Origin of the sequence: Vibrio sp. Y20_XG_PY13 (genome assembly GCF_024181925.1) — a bacterium.
Classification (GTDB): Bacteria; Pseudomonadota; Gammaproteobacteria; order Enterobacterales; family Vibrionaceae; genus Vibrio; species Vibrio parahaemolyticus.
Genome location: NZ_JAMZAL010000004.1, coordinates 274252 through 293702, shown reverse-complemented (window position 1 = coordinate 293702; position 19451 = coordinate 274252). Strand labels below are relative to the sequence as shown.

Annotated in this window: 15 protein-coding genes; 9 read left to right on the top strand and 6 right to left on the bottom strand. The window is 45.9% G+C overall.

Features of this window, described 5'->3' with window-relative positions; genetic code table 11:
- Positions 1–46 precede the first annotated feature (46 nt).
- The 4 genes from NL646_RS12640 to NL646_RS12625 all read left to right on the top strand — a co-directional run bounded on the left by NL646_RS12640 (position 47) and on the right by NL646_RS12625 (position 1971).
- Entirely contained in the window at positions 47–610 is a 564-nt protein-coding gene (locus tag NL646_RS12640) for a septation protein A (RefSeq protein ID WP_253664298.1), read from the top strand.
- 157 nt (positions 611–767) lie between these two features.
- Complete coding sequence (yciA, locus tag NL646_RS12635) at positions 768–1163, top strand: acyl-CoA thioester hydrolase YciA (protein WP_005459205.1); 396 nt, start codon at positions 768–770, stop codon at positions 1161–1163.
- A gap of 115 nt (positions 1164–1278) precedes the next feature.
- On the top strand, positions 1279–1575 hold the full coding sequence (locus tag NL646_RS12630; RefSeq protein WP_005481648.1) for a YciI family protein: 297 nt from the start codon (positions 1279–1281) through the stop codon (positions 1573–1575).
- A gap of 3 nt (positions 1576–1578) precedes the next feature.
- Positions 1579–1971, top strand: coding sequence for a GspS/AspS pilotin family protein (locus NL646_RS12625; RefSeq protein ID WP_015296982.1), 393 nt, complete (start codon positions 1579–1581; stop codon positions 1969–1971).
- A 144-nt stretch (positions 1972–2115) separates the two neighbouring features.
- On the opposite strand, the gene metE is transcribed toward NL646_RS12625, so the two are convergent.
- Positions 2116–4398 (bottom strand): 5-methyltetrahydropteroyltriglutamate--homocysteine S-methyltransferase, encoded by a 2283-nt coding sequence (metE, locus tag NL646_RS12620; protein ID WP_140116059.1) that lies wholly within the window; start codon positions 4396–4398, stop codon positions 2116–2118.
- 445 nt (positions 4399–4843) lie between these two features.
- Here metE and metR point away from each other — a divergent pair, with 445 nt between their 5' ends.
- Positions 4844–5755 carry an HTH-type transcriptional regulator MetR gene (gene metR, locus NL646_RS12615; protein WP_005481610.1) on the top strand — a complete coding sequence of 304 codons (912 nt, stop codon included), beginning with the start codon at positions 4844–4846 and terminating at the stop codon, positions 5753–5755.
- A gap of 20 nt (positions 5756–5775) precedes the next feature.
- On the opposite strand, the gene NL646_RS12610 is transcribed toward metR, so the two are convergent.
- The 3 genes from NL646_RS12610 to NL646_RS12600 form a co-directional block, all read right to left on the bottom strand.
- Positions 5776–5976: a DUF4250 domain-containing protein gene (locus tag NL646_RS12610; protein WP_005457961.1), complete on the bottom strand. Its 201-nt coding sequence runs from the start codon at positions 5974–5976 to the stop codon at positions 5776–5778.
- A 108-nt stretch (positions 5977–6084) separates the two neighbouring features.
- Positions 6085–6771, bottom strand: coding sequence for a hypothetical protein (locus NL646_RS12605; protein ID WP_021453098.1), 687 nt, complete (start codon positions 6769–6771; stop codon positions 6085–6087).
- A 164-nt stretch (positions 6772–6935) separates the two neighbouring features.
- Positions 6936–9392 (bottom strand): EAL domain-containing protein, encoded by a 2457-nt coding sequence (locus NL646_RS12600; RefSeq protein ID WP_021453774.1) that lies wholly within the window; start codon positions 9390–9392, stop codon positions 6936–6938.
- Between the two features lie 432 nt (positions 9393–9824).
- On the opposite strand from NL646_RS12600, the gene NL646_RS12595 reads away from it, so the two are divergent.
- A complete protein-coding gene (locus NL646_RS12595; protein ID WP_253664297.1) occupies positions 9825–12158 on the top strand; it encodes a YgiQ family radical SAM protein in 2334 nt (777 codons plus the stop codon).
- Between the two features lie 134 nt (positions 12159–12292).
- Here NL646_RS12595 and NL646_RS12590 read toward each other — a convergent pair whose 3' ends face one another.
- Positions 12293–14389 carry a methyl-accepting chemotaxis protein gene (locus NL646_RS12590; protein ID WP_253664296.1) on the bottom strand — a complete coding sequence of 699 codons (2097 nt, stop codon included), beginning with the start codon at positions 14387–14389 and terminating at the stop codon, positions 12293–12295.
- Positions 14390–14950: 561 nt separating this feature from the next.
- Between NL646_RS12590 and NL646_RS12585 the strand changes: the two genes are divergently transcribed.
- Positions 14951–15628, top strand: coding sequence for a response regulator transcription factor (locus tag NL646_RS12585; protein ID WP_005457963.1), 678 nt, complete (start codon positions 14951–14953; stop codon positions 15626–15628).
- Positions 15625–16929 (top strand): HAMP domain-containing sensor histidine kinase, encoded by a 1305-nt coding sequence (locus NL646_RS12580; protein WP_253664295.1) that lies wholly within the window; start codon positions 15625–15627, stop codon positions 16927–16929. The genes NL646_RS12585 and NL646_RS12580 overlap by 4 nt, the downstream gene beginning before the upstream one ends.
- An 85-nt stretch (positions 16930–17014) precedes the next feature.
- Here the strand turns inward: NL646_RS12580 and NL646_RS12575 are convergent, their stop codons facing one another.
- Positions 17015–18253, bottom strand: a complete 1239-nt coding sequence (locus tag NL646_RS12575; RefSeq protein WP_253664320.1) for a leucine-rich repeat-containing protein kinase family protein — start codon at positions 18251–18253, stop codon at positions 17015–17017.
- A gap of 280 nt (positions 18254–18533) precedes the next feature.
- Here NL646_RS12575 and NL646_RS12570 point away from each other — a divergent pair, with 280 nt between their 5' ends.
- Entirely contained in the window at positions 18534–19430 is an 897-nt protein-coding gene (locus tag NL646_RS12570) for a 1-aminocyclopropane-1-carboxylate deaminase/D-cysteine desulfhydrase (RefSeq protein ID WP_253664319.1), read from the top strand.
- The last annotated feature ends 21 nt before the right edge of the window (positions 19431–19451 follow it).

The following is a 19451-nucleotide window of genomic DNA, read 5'->3' as shown; positions in this document are numbered from 1 at the left end:
TCCGCTAGACTGTCAGCAACTCAACAACTCGGTAGTTTTTGGCAACATGAAGCAAATCCTTGATTTTATTCCTCTCATTATCTTCTTCGCTCTATACAAGATGTACGACATCTATGTAGCGACTGGAGCACTCATCGTTGCAACGGCAGTTCAACTTATCGTGACCTACGCGCTGTATAAGAAAGTAGAGAAGATGCAACTGATCACGTTTGTCATCGTCACGATATTCGGCAGCATGACCATTTTCTTCCATGACGACAACTTCATAAAATGGAAAGTCACTATCATTTACGTGGTGCTTGCAGTTGGCTTAACCGCCAGCCACTTAATGGGAAAATCGGTCGTCAAAGGCATGTTGGGTAAAGAGATCACGCTACCTGACGCGATTTGGGCGAAGATAAACTGGGCATGGGTAGGCTTCTTCTCATTTTTTGCAGGCCTAAACATTTACATCGCTTACGAGCTACCTCTGGATGTTTGGGTTAACTTCAAAGTGTTTGGAATGCTGATTACCACCTTCGCCTACATGATTGCTACTGGTGTCTACATTTACAAGCACATGCCAAAGGAAGAGAAAAATAACTCCTCCGATGTCTCGGTTGATGATTAAAAACTCAATTTTGCTATAATCCGCGCAAATGTATTATTCACAGCGACCTTCGGGTCGCTGTTTTGTTCAACGGACCAATAATTACTGCATTAGTATTCTTATTGGCACACCATATTTGCGCTTTTTTTGAGCGCCCTTGAAGATTTAGGATGTCACTATGAGCCAAGAATTTAACTCTCCGAAAGGCCAGCTTCTGCTTCGTACCCTTGCAATGCCCGCTGATACAAATGCAAACGGCGATATCTTTGGTGGTTGGATAATGTCTCAACTTGACTTGGCGGGTGCGATTCTGGCGAAAGAGATCTGTTCTGGTCGCGTCGTTACCGTTTCTGTTTCAAGCATTACATTTAAAAAACCAGTCAGCGTAGGTGACGTGGTTTGTTGTTACGGCGTGTGTAAGAAAATCGGCCGTACATCTATGAGCGTTGACCTAGAAGTTTGGGTGAAACCAGTGAAAGTAGACGGCATCGAAGATCGTTTCATGGTTTGCGAAGCAACCTTTAACTATGTAGCCATCGACAGTGAAGGCAAACCACGTCCAGTGCAAAGCTAAGTTGTCATAAAATCGAATTGCTAGGAAGAATCTCACATTTTCTATTGTTCACTTGTGAGAGGTTCAAAAAAGACGTTAAATTAACACTTTACCCCACCAATTAAGGAACTATGCTATGTGGTACGTCATCTTTTCTCAGGACGTCGAGAACTCATTGGAAAAACGTATGGGCGTTCGTCCTCAACATTTAGAACGCTTGCAACAGCTTCAAGATGAAGGTCGTTTACTTACCGCAGGTCCAATGCCAGCGATCGACTCTGATAACCCAGGAGAAGCCGGCTTTACTGGTTCGACAGTCATTGCTGAATTTTCCTCTTTGGAAGATGCCAAAACATGGGCTGACGCCGATCCTTATGTGGCGGCGGGCGTTTACGAAAACGTGATCGTAAAACCGTTCAAAAAAGTGTTTTAAGTTATGAAAAAATTACTGTGTCTCTTCCTCGCCTTTGGTGCATTGGCGGGTTGTTCATCAAACAATGACAACCAACGCCAACTTGAATTAATGGCGTCTAACCGTGCTGGTGTCTTGTCTGCCGGACTGCCGTTGGAATACGGTCCGCTGCAAATCATGCGTGTTTCTTCTAACAAGAACGTGGTAGAAATGATGATGATTTACAACGACGATGCTTTAGGTGCGAAACCATTAAACCAAGTACTGAATACCAGTATTTATACATACTGCAATACGCCGTCGGTAAGAGAGCAAATTGATATGGGTTTGATGTACCGATTGAAAGTGCGTAACTCACGCGGTCAGTTAATTGCTGATGAACTGGTTTCAGAGCAAACCTGTAGCAAAATCAAATAGTCACAGTAATTTGCTTGTCGCTCAAGCCCGACGACAACGAGAGCCGTCGTTAGTGAGCTAGGCGGACATTAAATAAAAGATACAAAAGCGGAGACGATGGTCTCCGCTTTTTTATTGGCCACTTTAAATTGGTGACGAGCTACCTTATGCAAGCTCTGCGCGAAGCTTCTTCGCAGCAGACACAAGGTTGGCAAGTGCAGCTTCCGTCTCTGCCCAGTTACGTGTTTTCAAACCACAGTCTGGGTTTACCCACAAACGTTGTACCGGAATCTTTTCTGCCGCTTTCTTGATTAAGCCTTCAATCCACTCTTCCGTCGGAATGTTTGGTGAGTGAATGTCATAAACACCTGGGCCGATTTCGTTCGGGTAATTGAACTCTTCAAACGCTTTAAGCAGTTCCATATTCGAGCGTGACGTTTCAATGGTAATCACATCCGCATCGAGCGCTGCAACAGAATCGATGATTTCATTGAACTCGCTGTAACACATGTGAGTGTGAATCTGAGTTTCTGGTTTTGCACTCGCTGCTGAGATCTTAAATGCGTTCACCGCCCATTCTAAATACGCTTTGTGGTCGCGCTTTTTCAACGGCAAACCTTCACGAATCGCAGGCTCATCGATTTGAATGATATTGATGCCTGCATCTTGCAAATCAGAAACCTCATCACGCAGTGCTAAAGCCAGTTGTTGCGCGATTTCTTGACGTGTGATGTCTTCACGCGGGAACGTCCAACATAGAATCGTCACAGGGCCAGTTAACATGCCTTTCATCTGCTTGCTGGTTAGCGATTGTGCGTACGTCGACCATTCAACCGTAATCGGCTTTTCACGCTCAATGTCGGCAACCACAATGGCTGGTTTCACACAGCGCGAACCATAACTCTGTACCCAACCAAACTTCGTCGTTTGGAAGCCCGCCAAATTCTCCGCGAAGTATTCCACCATGTCGTTACGTTCTGCTTCACCATGCACAAGTACATCTAGGTCGAGCGCTTCTTGGCGTTTTACGGCATCCGCAATGTGTCCTTTAAGTGCCTGGATATAGTCGGACTCAGATAACTGACCAGTACGATAAGCACTGCGCTGAACACGGATTTCACCCGTTTGAGGGAAAGAGCCGATTGTCGTGGTTGGCAGCAAAGGTAAACCCAACACTTCAGCTTGATGCGCAGCACGCTCCGCGTAAGGTGCGCTGCGCTCGGCAAGTGAAGCTGTAATATTGTTTAAACGAGCTTGCACTTGGGGCTTATTCACATGTGTTGCCGTTTTACGTGCTTTGATTGGCTGGCTATAGGTATCACAAGCGAGAATCGCATTTTGATCACCGTCGAGTGCTCGGCCAAGCAAAGCGACTTCTGTCACTTTTTGTTTTGCGAATGCAAACCAGCTTTTCACTTCTTCACTCAGCTCTGTTTCCAGTTCCAGATCAACTGGGCTATGTAATAGAGAGCATGAACTCGCCACCCAAAGCTTGTCGCCCAATTTCTCTTTGACTGGCTGTAGACGTTCAAGTTGCGCACTCAAATCCGAGCGCCACACGTTACGACCATTCACAACTCCGGCAGAAAGCACCCAACCTTCTGGTAGTTTGGCAACCACGTCGTCAAGCTGCTGAGGCGCGGCAGACAAATCAACGTGCAAACCGTCCACTGACAGATCAACAATTTTGTCTAGGGTATCGGTGACAGAATCGAAGTACGTCGTTAGCAGCACTTTCACATCGCTACGAATCACTTGGTATGCCAGCTTGAACGCGTCAGCCCACTGTTTTTCTAGCTCAAGTGACAAAATCGGCTCATCAATCTGAACCCACTCAACACCTTGGCTCGCCAGCTTAGCCAAAATAGCTTGGTAAGCCGTAAGCAATCGTGGCAGTAGCGTCAGTCGATCAAACCCTTCTTCTACCTCTTTACCTAAGTAAAGATAACTAACTGGGCCGAGCAATACCGGCTTCACTTTATGCCCGGCTTGTACTGCTTCGTTGATTTCCTCAAACAGTTGCGGCCAGCTCACTTCAAACGTATCGTCCTTGCTGAATTCAGGTACGATGTAGTGGTAGTTTGTGTTGAACCATTTAGTCATATCCGATGCTGCTGCACCCGCACAACCACAACCCGCTTGAGATTGACCACGACCCACTTTGAATAGCGTATCGAGATTAGGAAAACCACCTGCGTGACGTTTTGGCACGTGACCCAATAGCAATGTCGTCGTCAATACATGATCGTACCAAGCGAAGTCGCCAGCGGTAGTAAAACTTAAACCAGCCTCTGTTTGTGTTTGCCAGTTTTTAGCGCGCAGATCTGCACCAACTTTTTTAAGCTCTGTTTGATCGATGTCACCGCGCCAGTATTTTTCTTGAGCGAATTTTAATTCTCGTTTTTCACCGATGCGTGGGTAACCGAGTATGTGCGTTGTTGTAGCCATGTCCCTATTCCTTTTTCAATCTTGTTCAATTTGTTTAGGTCAGAGCATCTTTCTCTAAGTTCACAAGATGTCTGGATGGCTAAACTATCTCTCTCCTCTGTCGTTTGGACAACGTCCATTTATTCAACTTGTTTATTAAAAAAATTCATCATGGGTCAATTTCATTCGCAAATAAATCACAACAATAGACGTCTAGACGTTTACATATCCATTTTTTGTCGTTAAGTTAGTTATGTCTGTCGCAGTCAATCAATACGTTTTAACAGCAATAAAAAATTGCTTGCGAGTGAAGTGGATTTGTTTGATAAGTGTTTATTCTTAAATCAAAAATTCAAAGTAGCTATTGAGTATTTCAACAAGACAGAGCATTAAGAAACCATATTGAGCCGTTATTGACTGGGATAGGAATTCGTTCACGGCGAACCACAAAGGATGAAAGGGATTCATGATAGAGCTAAAACATTTGCGAACATTAACTTCGCTTCGAGACACCGGCTCGTTAACTGCTACGGCTACTGCCTTGCACTTAACGCAATCCGCTCTTTCTCACCAAATCAAAGATCTCGAATCTCGTATTGGCGGTCAGTTATTTTTACGCAAAACTCGCCCAGTGAAATTTACCTCTGAGGGTGAAATTCTCTTGCGCCTCGCGGAAGATATTTTGCCGAAGCTGGCAAGAGCAGAAAACGAACTGGCGAGTTTGAAAGAGGACGTCAACGGTCGATTACACATGGCGATCGAATGTCACTCATGCTTCCAATGGCTCATGCCTGCTCTAAGGGAATATCAATTGGCGTGGCCAAGCGTCACGTTGGATTTTTCGTCCGGCTTTGGGTTTGAGCCCCTACCCGCATTGTTGGCTGGCGAGTTAGATCTCGTTATCACGTCGGATATTCAACCTCGTTCTGAGGTACATTATGAACCGTTGTTTGACTTCGAAATGCGCCTAATTACTGCGACCAATCATCCATTAGCTGACAAAGAAATTATCGAACCGCAAGATCTTGCAGATCAAACTATGCTCTCTTATCCGGTTCAGAAACAAAGATTGGACGTTGTTAAGCACTTCTTGCAGCCAGCCGGCGTCGAGCCTGCCAGATGGAAGCAAGCGGACAATACCTTAATGCTGGTGCAAATGGTTTCCGCAGGGTTGGGCGTTGCGGCGCTGCCAAACTGGGCGATATCCGAGTTTTCTCGTCAGGGGTTAATCACCAGTAAACCATTTGGCAAAGGTTTGTGGCGTCGTCTGTTCGCAGCAACGCGTAACTCTGAAAAAGATAAGCGTTATCTGCAAGCCTTCTTCGCGACGGCGAGACAACAATGCAAAAGCCATCTTGACGGCATCAAGATGGCTTAACAACAAGGAATCGATTGAGACTAGCGTTCGTACGCTTTGAATTGATTGGTGAGTGGGTCGTACTGATAACCAAGCATATCAAGCTTGCCCACCACCGACTCAACATCCATTTCGTAGACCGAAGCCAACTCGTCAAAACTGTCGCACTCTAAGCGTAGTTTTTCGTTGACGATCCCCAACAAAATGATGCTATCCAGATTGCCTACATTGCTTAAATCCATCGCGACACTCCTCTTCGACAACGTATCAAGGTATATACATACAGCGTAGACAGGATCTGGAGAATTTAAAGTGAGCTCACTCGAGATCGTGAACTCACTATCAGACTGTTAAACAGCCAGAGCAAACAAACCTTGTAGGCTTGTCATGGAAGCAAGAGCAAGCAGCAAAGCAATGCTCAGTTGCACTTTTTCTGGCGCCTTGTGTGTGAAGATATGCCAACACCAAACCACAATGGTAGAGATAAGCAGCGCTAAAGAGATCAAAATCGGCTGCGTTGCGCTCGCAAGCGTAGCTTCATCCAATTGGTACGATGAAAATAAAATCGCAAGCACCAATAGCATGCCAGAAACAATACCCGTTACAGGTAAAATACGGTGGAACGCCTGTAGTCGGCTACGAGCAATCGTAAGCAGCAATTGAGAGAACGACGCACCTAAGAAGAAGATCATCACAGCCATCGCTGCTGAAGCAGGCCAATTCGGCTGTTCAAACACTTGAATGCTCACGTATGCAAAGGCCAAACCATTCGCCAAATGCAGCGCCCACAATGGGCCCTTTTCACGCGTTTTCTTAGTCTGAACTTGAGAGTAGAAATAGAAAATCGCGAACACCACCATAAACGCTTCAATACGAAGTGATGCCACCGCAAGCCAAAGTACCCCTATCGCAGGCAACATTTTGTGGAGACGACCTCGCTGACCCGGACAAATATCGCCCTTGATCAAAAGCAAAGTCAGCAGCGCTTGTGCGCCAAATAACATTGGAGGGAAAGTAACCAGCAATTGTTGAATCATGTTGAATGCAAGCTCAAAAGTCGTTTTGGGGTGGCGATAATAGCAAATCACCTATCGCCAAACCACCTAAACTCTCCGCCTAACTTGCGATCCAAATAGCATCAAACAGGCTTAATGCTCATGCATTCAATATTAAGCCTGTGCAGCAATACTTGACCTAGTCATTAGCAAGAAGCCAGATACTGCAAGGCATCATCTTGAGTGAGTAGCCCACGATATTCTTCTTTGGCGTCGCACAAGATCCAAGGGAAGCCTATACCAGCTTTGATCAAGTCTCGAATGGCCGCTACTGGCAAACAGGCGTCAACTTGCTCAAATGCGGTGCTCATCACCTGATTGACTGGCCGTTTCCAAAGTCGATGTTCGCGCTCGGTTTCTAAATCTGTCCCCATCGCTGGCGTCATGTGCAAGTTGACTTGTTCTTTGGTGATCAACCCAACGCAGCGGTTTTCATTGATAACCACTAAAGGTGCGCTTGGGCTCAGATTCATGTATTCCACCGCCAAAGACAGCGGTTCACCTGGGTCGAGTCGGCGCACATCGTGATGACATAACGACTGCAGCATCGCATCTTGAGTCGGTTTAACCATGACACCATTAAAAAGTGTGTCATGTGCTTGAGCGGTATCGAGTAGCACGACTGGCAACGCCTGAGAAAAGAGGAAACCCTGCATGTAATCAACACCAATACCAGCCAAAACTTCGAGCTCGCGTTGTGACTCGACACCTTCGGCAACCACCTCGACGTTCAGCTTGTGTGCCAAATCGGTAATGGTTTTGACGATGTTATAACTTGTACTGCCCTCATGAATATTCTTGACGAACTTGCGGTCGATTTTTAGTACATCAAATTGCCCTTCTTCCAAATAAGAAAACGAAGAGTAGCCCGTACCAAAGTCGTCAATCGCAATTTGAATGCCCTCTTGGCGAATCTGTTCTAACGCAAACGCGTGTTCTTCATCCTGCTCGAAATACGCGGTTTCTGTTAATTCAATAGTCACCAGTTTTGGGTTTACATCGCTGGCTTTAATCAAATCGAGCGATCGCTGGAGAACTTGCAATGAATCCAGCTTGGTATTCAACGAGCGATTAATAGAAAGTCCGATATTTTCGCCATAGATTTTTTGCAAATGTGGCCACTGCTTCAGTGCGGTTTGACAAACAACGTCATCCAGCGCAGCGATCAACTCCAGGTCTTCAATGATGGAAATCATCTCTTGCGTGCTGTACTCGCTGTTTTCGTGATAAAAGCGCGCTAATGCCTCAAACTTCACCACATTGCCGGTTCGCGTTTCGATAATTGGCTGAAAATACACATCCACCAGCTCACTTTCAATTTGGGTTTTCAGGAACGTTTCCAAATGCTGACGTTTCACCAACTCGGCGTGAAGTTCACTGTTGTAAAAGTTGAAGTAGCCGTTTTCTCCAGCTTTCGAAGACACCATCGCTTGCGCCGCATGAGCAAGTGCCTGTTTGGGATTGTTGGTGTCATACCCAAGAACAGAAACCCCGGTTTGCCCTTCCACAATCGTAGCGTGCATTTTGTTCCCCATTTCACTTCTCAGCTCAGAAAAGAAGCCTTTCATGGCTATTTGAATCAAGCGCAAGGGGCTCAACCACTGACAATGTGGCGTTTGTAAACAGACCACAAAGACGTCTCGCGATAACTGTCCCGCAATGCTGGTGTAGCGACTACGCATGATAAAGTCCGCAAAACCTAGCTGTTGTTCCAACATGCATTTCTGGGCAAAGTTCGGTCTTAGCGTCATCACGATATTGAGATCTTTGTGACCACTTTCGTTTGCGAGGTTATCCAATTGAAGTTCGAATTCATCTCTGGTTGGCAAAAATGCCGACCAGTCTTGCACTTGCTCACAACGATTTTTCATCCACAAAAGGGAAGCCGAGATATCCGTTGAAAAACCGAGAAAAAGCACACGCCCTGAATTGAATGTGAGGCGATAGATACACAAATGATGCGCTTGGTTGCTGCCATTGGCTGTACGGCTAAGAAGATTGCCGCTCCAATACCCTTCTTCATCAATGTGTTTCCAAAGCTGATCGTAAAACGCTTGGCTATGGTGAGAAGTGCTGAAGATGTAGGTTTTTAACCCAACGAGATCGCGATTTTGATAGCCCATCTGAAGCTCAAAGGCGCGATTGCAACCAAGAATACGCGTGTCTTCATCGGCAACGAGTACGCCGACGTTTGGCAAATCGAAGATGGTTTCAAGAATCTTCGCCAGCTCTTCACACCCAGTGATGGTCAGCTGAGGAATGATTGTGCCTTGAACAATCCGCTCGTTGAGCTTTTCAAAACTCATGGTGACATGAATGAGCTTGGCGTCATTAGGCATTAAGCAGCAAGAAAAATGCCCTTGCCCACCCATAAATTCGACGTCCGCAATGCGTTGACGACAAGCCTCTTGCTGCCCCATCAACATATATTGAAGCAGCTCATCTAAACTGTTAATCGGACGTTTAAAGCCAAAAGCATTGGCCATGCTTGGTTGGTCGCATTCAAACTCACGAGTATAGATGTCATAAGACCATTCCACGACCTGAGTATGATTGGCTGCGTGTTGCACTTGTCCTTGTGCAATCGTTAGTGATTCGCTCATTTCCTAGCCCCCTTATTTTGGTCGGCCTTTTTGCTCTCCATTCAAAACCCAATGTCACAGTCGATGTTTGAGGAACCTTTAGGTTCTCTGTTATGACTCGAAAGTTAACAGGTTAAGCCTTGCGGTTTTGAATGTTGCTTCGAGCATGCTCGGCACATGCACTTTTAACTATGCACTAATTTGATTATAGGCGAGTTTCAAATAAGCATTCCATTGCTTATCAAATGTATTAAAATTGCGACAAACAAATCTAAGCAGGCTAATAACCATAAGGCTTCAAAGGGGATATCAGATAAAAAATCGTCGATATAACAATGATATTTCTGCAAACCAAATAAAACTCGCTGAACTGAGCTTGAATAGATGAGTTTGTTATAGATACCTGATCATCAAATCGCTATAATTCGCGCTCCCTGGAACAGAGAGCAAAATATGACCAATAACATCACTCCTATTCATGAGTACAAAAAATACTGGGCAGAGTGTTTTGGTACGGCACCTTTCTTGCCGACCAGTCGCAAAGAAATGGATGCCCTAGGATGGGATAGCTGTGACATTATCATCGTAACCGGTGACGCTTACGTAGATCACCCAAGCTTTGGTATGGCTATCATTGGCCGCCTGCTAGAAGCGCAGGGGTTCCGTGTCGGTATCATTGCTCAACCAGAATGGCAAAACAAAGATGCGTTCATGCAGCTTGGTAAGCCAAATCTGTTCTTCGGGATCACTGCGGGTAACATGGACTCCATGATCAACCGTTACACTGCGGATAAAAAACTTCGTCACGATGACGCGTACACACCAAATAACGAAGGTGGCAAACGCCCAGACCGCGCGACTTTGGTTTACTCTCAGCGTTGTCGTGAAGCGTACAAAGAAGTACCTATTGTTTTAGGTGGTATCGAAGCCAGCCTACGCCGTGTTGCACACTACGATTACTGGTCAGATAAAGTTCGCCGTTCGGTACTATTTGATGCAAAAGCAGACATCCTACTTTTCGGTAACGCAGAACGCGCACTTGTAGAAGTAGCGCATCGCATTGCAAATGGCGAAGACATCAGCACCATGACCAATATTCGTGGTACTGCCGTGAACTTGCCAGCCGCGCCAGAAGGCTACACGGTTATCGATTCTTCTCGCATTGAAAAACCTCGTAAAGAAGCGTTCGTACCAAAGAACCCATACGAAGTAGAAACTCAGTGTGAAACTAAAAAAGATGAGCCAGTTGCACAACCAATCACGATTCGCCCATCACGCCACGATGCTGCGACAACTGCGGTTCGCCTGCCTTCGTTTGAAAAGCTAAGAAACGATCGCATTCTTTATGCTCATGCAAGTCGTGTATTGCATTTAGAAACGAACCCGTACTCAGGTCGAGCGTTACTTCAAAGCCATGGTGATCGTGAACTTTGGGTAAACCAAGCCCCAATCCCATTGACGACCGAAGAGATGGACTTTGTGTTTGGTCTGCCTTACGCGCGTGTTCCTCATCCTATGTACGGCAAAGCAAAAATTCCGGCGTATGACATGATCAAAACGTCTGTGAACATCATGCGTGGTTGTTTTGGTGGCTGTTCTTTCTGTTCAATTACCGAGCATGAAGGTCGAATTATTCAAAACCGCTCGAAAGAATCGATCATCAATGAGATTGAAGAAATTCGCGACAAAGTTCCGGGCTTTACCGGCACAATTTCCGATCTTGGTGGCCCGACTGCAAACATGTACCGCCTAGGTTGTAAAGATCCAAAAGCGGAAGCGAACTGTCGTCGTCCGTCTTGTGTATTCCCGGGCATCTGTAACAAGCTAAATACAGACCACAAACACACCATCGATCTATACCGCGAAGCGCGTAAAGTTGAAGGCGTGAAGAAAGTGATGGTCGCATCTGGCGTACGTTACGACCTTGCGATTGAATCACCAGAATACGTGAAAGAGCTCGTAACTCACCACGTAGGTGGTTACTTGAAGATTGCACCGGAACATACAGAGAAAGGCCCTCTTGATCTGATGATGAAACCGGGCATGGGCACGTACGATCGCTTTAAAGAAATGTTCGAGAAGTACAGTGCTGAAGCAGGCAAAAAGCAGTACTTAATCCCTTACTTTATCTCTGCGCACCCAGGTACAAAAGACGAAGACATGCTGAACCTTGCTCTGTGGCTGAAGAAAAACAACTTCGAGTGTGACCAAGTACAAAACTTCTACCCATCACCGATGTGTAACGCAACGTCAATGTACTACTCAGAGACTAACCCTCTGAAACGCGTGAAGTACAAACAGCGCGAAGACATTCCAGTAGCGAAAGGTGAACGTCAACGTCGTTTGCATAAAGCACTACTGCGTTACCACGATCCTGCTAACTGGCCATTGATTCGTGAAGCACTGATCAACATGGGCAAGAAGCATTTGATTGGTGACAAACCAACGTGTTTAGTTCCTGCAGAAGATATTGATGCTCAAACTCCAGCGCAACGTCGTAAGTCTGGCCGTCACGGTGCAAACCGCTTTGCAACCAAGCACACCAAAAACCAACCGGGTTTCGGTGGCCACTTGAACAAACGCGCTGAAGGCGGTTCAAAAGATGGTAAACCATCTGGCAACCGTAACGGTTCTGGTAAAGTACAAGGTGGTCAACGCCCTGCTAGCAACGGCCAGCGCCCTAGCGGCAACGGTGCAAACCGCCCAGCAGGTAGCAAGCCGCAAGGCCAAGGTCGTCCACAAGGCCAAGGCAAACCAGCCGGTCAACGTAAGCCAAAACGTCGTTAGTTCATTAGAACTTGAATACTAAAAAGGGCTCCAGAGGTAACTCTGGAGCCCTTTTGTTTTGTTCGATATTTCTCGCCAATTGTTTTGCCGGAAATGAACCGAGTGAGTCGGCTTGAACCTTCTCACTAGCTTGATTAAGACAACTTGAACTTACTCAACTCACCGTGAAGATCACTGGCTTTTATTGTCAGTTCGTTACTGATCGCTACAGAAGATGACATGGTATCCATCACTTCCATCGCCGTATCATTAATCACAACCACATTACGGTTGATCTCTTCTGACACCGAACTTTGCTCTTCTGCCGCTGAAGCGATCTGATTATTCATATCATTAATCACTTCAATAGCTTGGTTGATTTCGGCCAACGCCAACTGCGCTGCTTGTGTTTCTTCTTTGGTATCCACCGCTTGCTTCTGGCTTTGCTCCATCAACACGACGATTGATTGCGTTTCTTGCTCCAAACGAGCCAACATTGCACGAATTTCTTCTGTCGAGCCTTGTGTGCGCGTTGCAAGGTTGCGGACTTCATCGGCTACCACAGCAAAACCACGACCCGCTTCACCAGCACGCGCAGCTTCAATCGCAGCGTTTAGAGCCAACAAGTTGGTTTGATCGGCAATGCCACCAATCTCACTCAGAATACCCTGAATAGCCGTGCTTGAAGCCACCAAATTCTGCGTCTGGTGCTGTGCATCATTCACTTGCGAAGCGAGGTTATCCACCGCGCTTGCAGCATTGTCCATACGCGACATGCCATTCGCACTATTACTTTGAACTTGGCTTGCCGCCGCTGCTGCTTGTACCGCAGAATTTGCCACTTCTTGTGCGGTTGCGCTCATCTCATTAATCGCCGTTGCTAGCGAGTTGACTTCGTTTACTTGAACGTTCAGTTGATCTCTCGAAGCCGCCGCACGAGCTTGGCCTTCACTTGCGTTTTTATCAACTTGGTCTGCCGTCGCCATTACGGTTAAAAGCATTTCCTGAATGCGAGCGAGGAAGGTATTAAACCAGTGCGCCAACTGCGCGGTTTCGTCCTTGCCTTTCACCTCAATGCGGTAAGTTAGGTCGCCCTCGCCTTGTGCTGCGTCTTTAAAACGCTCCACTAAGTTAGTTAACACTTTACCCAACGAGGTCGCGATCATCGTCATCGCAACAATACCAATCAGAGCCGCAATAATCCCTGCCCACACTCCCTTTTCAAGAGCTTCTGCACTTTGTTCTTCACTCCATCGCTCGTAGTCATCCACGTTCTTTTTAAGGAAGCTACTGGGAACCGACACCATAACGATCCAAGGCGCATCGCTGGTTTCAATTGCAGTAATCGCATACTCATCCCCGCCAAACGTCACAAGGCCTGCGCCTTTTTGTTTCGCAATGGATTGAATACGCGCCCATTGAGACGCCAACTCATGAGAGACTTTCTTACCCACTTGATCCGCTTGGCTGCTGTTCGCCAGCGTGATGCCTTTCCACGAAGAAATCAGAATACGGCCTTGTCCATCAAATAAGTCGCTCGCGTAATCTTCACTTTGGCTTTGTAACTCGTTCAATGACAAATCAAAACCGAGAGAACCAATGATCTCGCCACGTAACTTGATTGGTTGGCTAATGGTCGTGATCAGTTCTTGTTTGCCGCGAACCGGATACATGTACGGTTCCATCACGAACGTTTTGCCCGTTTCGTAAGGCATCAAGTGCCAATCGTCTTTACGCTCACCGTTGTTGTTTAATTCAGTATTGCTAAAGCTATCCATCGCCACGACATCAAAACTGTTGTGCGAATTTGGCGAAAAGAATGGCGCTAAGTAGCCTTCGCTATTAAAGCCAAGGCTTTTGTCTTGAATCGTTGGCTCAACCCACGATGGCTTTTCCCACACCATATAACCAGCAAACACAGCTTTGTTCTGAGCTTCTAGCGACGCAATAAACTGTTTAACAATAATGTCTGGCGTTGCGGCCGTCTCTGCGCTTAATTCGATAATTGAACGCGCTTGCTTTAAGTTCGCCAACACTGGCTCTAACTGGTTGGAAATATTCAGCCCTTGCTGAATCGCCGTATTACTCAGGTCGGTCGTGGTGGCTTCGTTCAGTTGAGATTTTACTTTTGTAGTGATTTGTTCATTCACTTGCGTGAACGCATTGGTTGTCATACCCATTGCAATCAATAGAGTGAAGGCCATTGCCCCACCCGCACTGACAGCAATTCGAGTGCGTATACTGTTAAACATGATAGCCTCACAAATTGATTTTTATCTGGCATTAAGCATTGGAAGGATCATGGATTTTAAACAAGTAAAGTTAATGGGAGACTTTCGTTTGTGAACAGATCAAGAACAGAAAATGTAGTTTTATTAATAAAAATAAAATAATGCAGCGTTTCGCTTATGCATGAAACCATTGATTTGATTGAATTATCTCAAAAAAGAGAATCTAAGCGTTTGTATTTAAACATAATAACCATATCTAAAAAATGGTTTTATAAAAAGTAAGAACCTTTCCTATCGAGTGCACTTGTGAAGATTGGCAATTATTAATAATGTGCTCAGTGTCACATAAATAATTTAGTATCTTCATGTTTTATATGGAGTTAACAGAACCAACCAATCTATACCATTTATATTTCAATCAGTATTGATAGATATAAATAAACAGGTACCACTGTATTTAAGGTTAGACATTGAAAACCGACACAAAGGTGAGAAAATCATTGTCGACAACTTTTTCACACCTATAGTGAATAATGTTCGTTAAGATCAACATTCGAATTTATCGAGATTGGATAAGAATAAATGAAACGTGTACTTTTGGTAGAAGATAATCGTGAAATAGCGGGAATGTTGTTCGATTATTTTGAGTGTGCTGGCATGCAGCTGGATTATGCCGACAACGGTGAGCTAGGCTTAAAACTGGCGATGGATAATGCGTTTGACATCATTTTGCTCGACCTCATGCTGCCGCGCATGGATGGCCTAACACTGTGCAACAAGCTGCGCGATGCGGGTAATAACACTCCGGTGTTGATGCTGACTGCACTTGATAGCCGAGACGACATGCTAAAAGGCTTCCAACACGGCGCCGACGATTACCTCACCAAACCGTTTGATCTCGATATTCTTGAAGCACGCATGACTGCATTGATTAAACGCTACCGCGGTACGGTTGCATCAACCAAACTCCAGTATGGCGAAGTGTCTATCGATCAAAAAACGCATCAAGCCTACCGTCAAGATAAGCTGTTGGCGTTGAATCCAACCACGTACACGATTCTAGAAATGCTGGTCAAAAATGCCCCCGAAGTTGTGACGCGTGAAGAAATCGCATTCCGCCTATGGCAAGAAAATGAGCCAAACAATGATGTTTTGCGCAGCCACATTTATCAACTGCGCGGTCAACTCGATAAACCCTTTGAAGAACATTTATTGAAAACCATCCCTAAAGTCGGCTTCCGCTTGGAGCCGGGTGCATGATTCGCCGCTTATTTAACAACACACAGAGCTTAACTGGACGCCTCGAACTCTTCTTCCTATTGGTGTCGATTGTGATTGGTCTGCTGTGCTTCGCACTTGTTAGTGGCGCGTTGTTGTGGTCGGAAGATCGCGTCGGTGAACGACGTATTATGATCGACAAGAAAGAAGCGATTGAGCACTTTAGGCGTCATCCTGGCGACGGAATGATCAAGCTCGATCTGCTGACAACGGCGTACAACGACATCAATCTGATCCCACCTGTCTACCAGCCTTTTTTGCAAGACAAGCAGTACTTTCTCGGTGAAGTCGGTCAAGAGCCGAACACCAGAATGATTTACATGAGCACTTTTAACCAAAATGGCAAAGAGCACCCTATCATTCTGATTTCACTCATTGATGAAATCGAAATCACCTCAACCGAGTTTGTTTATGTCATCGTAATGGTACTGGCGGTAGTAACGGCGCTTATCCTAATTTTTGGCAGCCTTTTACTACGCCTATCACAACGTTTGATTGAGCCAGTCAGCGCACTCAAGGTACAGCTAGACAAACACCAAGGCGATACATCCCAAAAATTCATCGTGCCTGAAGGTTCGGCTAAAGAGTTCCAAACGTTAGCCTCTCAGCTCAATGAATATCGCAGCCAAATCAATCAGGTGATCAAACGTGAGCAAGCTTTTGCGCGATATGCCAGCCATGAACTGAGAACGCCACTAACGGTAATGAAAGGCTCGAGCAGCCTGCTAGCCAGAAGCCCAAGCACGCCGTTTCAAGAGCGTCAGATTGGCCGTATTCAAGATGCTACTCAGCAGATGTCGACCATGGTTGATGCTTTGTTGGGTTTGGTTCGATATGAACGCAACACCGACGACAGCCCCGTTCGAACCATCTCAGCGCAAGAGCTTCACAACATCGTTGCTCTTAGCCAAGCACAAGCCGATGAAAAGTCGTTGGAATTTAATGTACAGATATTGGGCCATCCGCAAACCAAAGCGACCACTGCAGTGCTTAACATTACGTTGAGTAACTTAATTCGCAACGGAATTGCAGCCACGTCAGCGGGAACGATTCATATCACCATGACCGATACCTCACTGTCGGTGAGAGATGAAGGCGAAGGCTTCTCTTCCGTGCCAGATGCCGAAGGCCATGGTTTGGGACTCATGATTGTGGACGACTTATGCCGACGCTATGGCTGGCAATTCACTATTGATACACATCCTGAGGGTGGATGTGAGGCAGTGATTGACCTTTCGTCAGAGCATCATGAGGCTTGCTCAGAGCAACTTCCTCAGCACTAGATTCAATCAAGAGGTATCTCATTTGCTCAGTATCAAAACGGGCAGTTCAGTTCGATACCTCTTTCTTATTCGATTGAATGAAATCTTATGCCGCAAGCGCAACTAGTCGTTCGAATGCTTGCGATGCCGATTCCGACGCTTCGCACACAGAAAACACATCTTCGATAAAGTACTTCAACGCTCTGGATTCAATGGCTCTGATTGCAGCTTGCTGCTCGCCCGATAAATAGCCGTAAATGCTCGCCGCGCCAAAGTCACCGAAGATCATCTCGCCTTGCTCGTTCACCAACGTATTGTGCGCATACAAATCACCATGACACACCTTGTTGTCGTGTAGGTGATTAAATACGTCCACCATCTGCTCAACAATAGAGTTCACTTGCTCGACTGTCAGCGTAAACCCTTGTGGGAACGTATCTCGGGTGCAGGTTTCCAACGTTGGCGGTAAACCTAAGTTGTAGTAACTGTTTGGAATCAGCTCCATCACCAACGCAAGCTCTTTACCGTCATCCACTTGCGCGATGGATTTCACTAAGTTGTTGTGATGTCCAGCTTGCAAACACGCTTCAAGTTCATCATGAGGGTAACCGTCACTGGTGACCTCGCCCTTGAACACTTTTACCGCAACTTCACTCGGGAAGTCGTATTGAGCGTCAATCCAGTTAGCATGAGAAATCACGCCACTTGCCCCTTGGCCGAGAACATGGTTAAGCGAGTAACTGTTTGTGGTCACTTTCGGCACACTGTCTAGCGAAGATGGGTGTTTGCAGAATGGATTACCTGCAAAAGCAAACCATGCCAATTTAGGTAGCTTCATCAGCACATCCGGAAAGTGCTCTAGCTGGTTCGCAGAGAGACGAACCAATTCCAAATTAACTAAATTTTCCATGCTACTTGGCAGTCGTTTGATGCAATTCCCTGCCAGTGCAAGCTTTCTTAAGCGCGGCCTTTCACCCAGACTGTTTGGCAGCGTTTCAATCTCGTTGTCAGTCAGGATCAGCCAACGCAACTGACTTGGTAGTGAGGCTTCACTCACCACTTTAATCTTGTTGGTTTTAAATCCAACCATCTCAAGGTTTGGCAGCTTGCCCAATACCTCTGGTAAATGGGTGAACTGATTATTGGAAGCAAAAATGATTTTTAGTTTGGTCAGCTGTTCCAGCTCTTGTGGCAAATCTGACAGTGCGTTGCCGGATAAATCTAACACTTCAAGCGAGTCTGCAAGCTCTAAAATTTCCATAGGGAACTCAGTTAGCCCTTCCGCCAACTTCAGTTGTTTAATTCCTACTAATTGTCCTGTTTTTAATTGTTCTAGAGTCTGCAAAACCAAGCCTTCTGATTGAATGGAAATAAGCGGCGTAGTGTACGTGGCTTGAGGCAGAAAGGCGAGACATGGGGTGGAATAGCATGGAATCAAAGCAACCAAAGGATAGAAGTGAAACCATTGCAATGGTATTACAGCACCGGTGAGTGCGAGTCAAAACATCAGGAATAACCGAAATGGTTGTACTGAAACACAGACTTTTTATCTGGGTTTAATGGCGTTACACTACGCGCCCTTTTTAAATGGCAAAGGTGACACGGTTTATTCCGTCAGCATCGACATGAAACTCTTAGAAAGTCCTATCACCCAACATAGCTTTAATGGGCGCAAATTTTTCCTTAAACGTGACGACATGCTCCACTCCCACTTTTCTGGGAACAAAGCACGTAAGTTTATGACGTTAATGGAAGAGCAAAATCCCGACATCACCACGTTAATAAGCTTTGGCTCCGCTCAATCTAATGCCATGTACTCGCTAGCGGCTCTCGCCCAGATTAAAGGTTGGGCATTTGAGTTTTATGTTCATCACATTCCATCTTGGCTAAAAAGCTCCCCCATCGGAAACTATCGCGGCGCTCTCGATTTGGGTATGAAAATCACCGCCATGCAAGACATCGGTAGCGAACTCCACCCTAGTGAATACATCCACCAGGTACGAAGATTAGATGAGTCGACATTGCTGATTCCAGAGGGTGGACGTTCCCACCTCGCTGAAGCTGGCATCAAACAGTTAGCACGAGAAATTCTTGATTGGACGCGATTGAGAGGTAAAGAGCATTTTACCGTCGCCCTGCCATCAGGCACCGGCACGACGGCTTTATATCTTCATAAACATTTAAGCCCACACGGCATAGAAGTGCTAACTTGCCCTTGCGTAGGCGATGCAGATTACTTAACTGAACAGTTCAACCAGCTCGGTGAAAACAGCCACCCAACCATTTTAACCGTGCGCAACAAACACCATTTTGGCCGCTTGTACGAAGAAGATTACATCACATGGAAAGCACTCTTTGAACAAACCGACCTCGAATTTGACCTGTTATACGACCCGTATATGTGGCAATGCCTCACCCCTTGGTTGGAAGAGAACACAGATAAAGCGGTGATTTATATTCACCAAGGCGGGTTACTTGGCAACGAGTCGATGTTGCCAAGATATCAACGAGAATTTGAATAGCGAGTTCAAATAAAGTTGTTG

Coding starts and splice junctions, on each gene's coding strand:
- NL646_RS12640 (WP_253664298.1), top strand. CDS start 47: ATGAAGCAAATCCTTGATTTTATTCCTCTCATTATCTTCTTCGCTCTA.
- yciA (WP_005459205.1), top strand. CDS start 768: ATGAGCCAAGAATTTAACTCTCCGAAAGGCCAGCTTCTGCTTCGTACC.
- NL646_RS12630 (WP_005481648.1), top strand. CDS start 1,279: ATGTGGTACGTCATCTTTTCTCAGGACGTCGAGAACTCATTGGAAAAA.
- NL646_RS12625 (WP_015296982.1), top strand. CDS start 1,579: ATGAAAAAATTACTGTGTCTCTTCCTCGCCTTTGGTGCATTGGCGGGT.
- metE (WP_140116059.1), bottom strand. CDS start 4,398: ATGGCTACAACAACGCACATACTCGGTTACCCACGCATCGGTGAAAAA.
- metR (WP_005481610.1), top strand. CDS start 4,844: ATGATAGAGCTAAAACATTTGCGAACATTAACTTCGCTTCGAGACACC.
- NL646_RS12610 (WP_005457961.1), bottom strand. CDS start 5,976: ATGGATTTAAGCAATGTAGGCAATCTGGATAGCATCATTTTGTTGGGG.
- NL646_RS12605 (WP_021453098.1), bottom strand. CDS start 6,771: ATGATTCAACAATTGCTGGTTACTTTCCCTCCAATGTTATTTGGCGCA.
- NL646_RS12600 (WP_021453774.1), bottom strand. CDS start 9,392: ATGAGCGAATCACTAACGATTGCACAAGGACAAGTGCAACACGCAGCC.
- NL646_RS12595 (WP_253664297.1), top strand. CDS start 9,825: ATGACCAATAACATCACTCCTATTCATGAGTACAAAAAATACTGGGCA.
- NL646_RS12590 (WP_253664296.1), bottom strand. CDS start 14,389: ATGTTTAACAGTATACGCACTCGAATTGCTGTCAGTGCGGGTGGGGCA.
- NL646_RS12585 (WP_005457963.1), top strand. CDS start 14,951: ATGAAACGTGTACTTTTGGTAGAAGATAATCGTGAAATAGCGGGAATG.
- NL646_RS12580 (WP_253664295.1), top strand. CDS start 15,625: ATGATTCGCCGCTTATTTAACAACACACAGAGCTTAACTGGACGCCTC.
- NL646_RS12570 (WP_253664319.1), top strand. CDS start 18,534: ATGAAACTCTTAGAAAGTCCTATCACCCAACATAGCTTTAATGGGCGC.